The following is a 2,729-nucleotide window of genomic DNA, read 5'->3' as shown; positions in this document are numbered from 1 at the left end:
GCTGAGGGGTGTGCGGTGGAGAGCTTGCGGTAAACACAGCCTGCCAACGGGTTCTAGGAAACAGTGGCTCCTACGCTTGCCTCGCGCGTTCCTCGACCTGTGCAACCGAATGGGCGCGATGATCCTGCTTGTAACCGCTTTCGGGCGAAACGATCTGTCGGTCGACGCCCCTTTTCCTACAAAATGCTTCGCCCTTTCCTTTCCGTCCAAGCGGCAGGCTGGTATGGTTCCGGGTATTCCTTTGAGGTGCTGACGGATATCGGAACGCCAGTTGGGCTGGGGTTACCGATAAGAGTTGGCACGGAAGATGTAGAGAGACACCATTGATGGAAAAGCGCCCGACCAAGGGAGAGAAGACTTGGATAGCCGCGCAAGAAAGGTTCGAGGCTGAGGAAGAAATTCCTTCGCCCCGCCCTATCAGTGGGCGCAAGCGATGTTCGAGATCCGTCTCGTTCTCTGGCTTTGCTTTGCCATGCTTTGCATCATCGCGTGGCGAATCTGGTAGCTCTAACGTAGGACAGCGGCAACCAAACCGTAGTTGATGCCAGTCACACTTCGCGTTGCCGTGACCATTCTGCCCACTTCCGCCGCATTAGCTTGATAGCTCCCACCCGACGCTGATCGGCCCGACGTTCCGACTGCAAAGTCATATTCTTCTGTGATGCCCGCCCAAGTATAGGTTGGAGCTGAATTGCCGCAGCGCGCGCAGGCGAACAAAAGACCGTGGTCGTCGACGTTGATGGTACCTGTGCCCGGATTGGCGCTACTAACCAGGGTTGCGGTCGGGACTAAGCTTCTGAGGTTAAGGCACCGGTAAGACGCGATCGACATCATCTGTGCACCCCAAGATGCGCCGCAGACGATGCTAACGGTTTGGTTGCCCGCCGCTATATTTGATGGCAGCTTGGCTGCGACGATGGCCGCGTAGGTCGACGCCCCTATCGTATCCACGAGGATGGAAAAAGCGACGCCGGCAATAGTTCCGGAGATCGAGGTAATGGAGCCCGAGTTGCCTGATCCCAGCACCTCACAAACAACGCTGCGCTCAGTCGCCGCTCCCGTGTCGACAGTAAAGTTATAACTCGACAATGAAATATCGTTGTATGCCGTTGCGATGAACGACTTACTGGGCAGCAATAGGCCAGCCTTAGGTGGAGCAATACCGGGTAGCATCTACAAATCAAGCTCCAAGACGGTCTTCAACTCACTGACGGATATTTGGTAGGTGGCAAGCATAGCCGTAACTCGTTCCTTGGCAGTCGGAGGAGCTGGCGGCCGAGGGGTGTCCTCGACTTCGTAGACCTGCTGGATGACAGCACCAGTTTCAACATAGGAGGGTGAACCCACCGTCTGCTTGCCGTCTGGCGCATTGAACGGGACAGCGATTTTGCCGCCAACGGCCTCCACTTCTTCGAGGGCCCAGATGCCTTGATCATAGAAGCCGCGCAGGCTGTCGCCGTTCATCTGGATTTCGATGGGGTAAGGGTCGCACGGCGTTTCCACCTGCCGACCGTCGCCGTAAACAGCGGTGTAGGTGCCTACCATCTGTATAACGATCGAGGAGCCGTGCCACTCCTGCCAAACGTCATCGATCTTGCGAACAAGAATGGACATTTTCCAACTCCTTTAGGTGCGGATGACGCCGGTGACGACGATCCGGCTGGTGGTGTCGACGAAGCCGACAAGGAAGACGGTTTCCGATGTGCCGATTGTGATAGGGAACCCTTCGACGCCGGTAGCAACCGCGAAGTTGGCGCTAAGGCCCAGGGTGCGGGCGGAAGTAACGGCCGTGGCCTTCAACACGAAGCCAAAGAGCGGATTCGCATTCGTTGGATTGCCAAGGGTGGCGTTCGTGGATAGCGCCACAGAAACATTATTGCCCAGCGACATGTCCCACGTGACCGTCGCACTCGAGGTGAGCGCCTGGTAAGCCACGGTCGTCTTCAGAGCCGCCGCGGACAGGAGCTTGCCCGCAGTGCCGAGCTGAAATTCGCTATTCGAGGCTATTGCCGCGGAAGCAAGCATCGCATAAGTCAGCACGCCAGCCGGAACCATGCCGGTCGTGATCTGCCCGAACCCCACAACGCTAGACACACGCCGCAGGACCGTATCGTCGGCAGCAGCCGCAATGTCTGCGCGCACGCCGCTCGAATTGGCAGACCGGCCGAAAACACTGACGGCTCCGCCATTGTCCAATTTGGCGGGCGAGAAACTGCCATCCGGGACCGTCACCGTCCCCGTGAATGTCGGGCTGGCCTTCGCGCGAAGCTCGTGTCCACATAGGCGGTGGTGGCGAGCTTGGCGCTGTTGTCGCCGGCGGCCTGTGTCGGCGCCGTCGGCGTGCCGGTGAAAGCGGGGCTTGCTTTCGGCGCCAAACTCGCCACCGCCACCCCACTGTCCTTGCCGGCCTTCCTCGTCGTGCCGGCGAAGGTCACGATGTTGTCGGTCACCGAACTCGCCGGCCCGGAAAAGTCACCACTGCCCAGGCCATCCGCGCCTTTGTCGCCGGCGCGCGTGAAGATCAGCCAGATGCCGTCGGCGGTCGTGGGCAAGGTGCCGGCGCCACTGACATAGGCGAGCGTCAGTTTGCGATAGCCGCCGCCGTCCACCACCGAGCCGGTGACGCTGTAGACATAGGCGATTGCCGCTGACGCCTTTGAGCGCAGCGTGAGCTGGCCCTTGATCGGGTTGGTGCTGTCGTCGAACGTATCCAGCATGCCGCTCACCGT

Annotated in this window: 3 protein-coding genes and 1 pseudogene; all 4 read right to left on the bottom strand. The window is 59.5% G+C overall.

The window, feature by feature from the left end; translation table 11 throughout:
- Nucleotides 1–507: 507 nt before the first annotated feature.
- Complete coding sequence (locus EOA60_RS27555; RefSeq protein ID WP_127335250.1) at nucleotides 508–1,137, bottom strand: hypothetical protein; 630 nt, start codon at nucleotides 1,135–1,137, stop codon at nucleotides 508–510.
- Nucleotides 1,138–1,173: 36 nt separating this feature from the next.
- Nucleotides 1,174–1,614 carry a hypothetical protein gene (locus tag EOA60_RS27550; RefSeq protein WP_095824465.1) on the bottom strand — a complete coding sequence of 147 codons (441 nt, stop codon included), beginning with the start codon at nucleotides 1,612–1,614 and terminating at the stop codon, nucleotides 1,174–1,176.
- Between the two features lie 12 nt (nucleotides 1,615–1,626).
- Nucleotides 1,627–2,232 (bottom strand): hypothetical protein, encoded by a 606-nt coding sequence (locus EOA60_RS27545; RefSeq protein ID WP_127335251.1) that lies wholly within the window; start codon nucleotides 2,230–2,232, stop codon nucleotides 1,627–1,629.
- Nucleotides 2,229–2,729: pseudogene (locus tag EOA60_RS38375) on the bottom strand (hypothetical protein); the annotation flags it as partial. The pseudogene EOA60_RS38375 and the gene EOA60_RS27545, both read right to left, overlap by 4 nt.

Origin of the sequence: Mesorhizobium sp. M1A.F.Ca.IN.020.06.1.1 (genome assembly GCF_004023265.1) — a bacterium.
Taxonomy (GTDB): Bacteria; Pseudomonadota; Alphaproteobacteria; order Rhizobiales; family Rhizobiaceae; genus Mesorhizobium.
This window is presented reverse-complemented; position numbering and strand designations above follow the sequence as displayed.

Excerpts from the sequence above, each read along its gene's own strand:
- EOA60_RS27550 (WP_095824465.1), bottom strand. The coding sequence starts at position 1,614 with ATGTCCATTCTTGTTCGCAAGATCGATGACGTTTGGCAGGAGTGGCAC.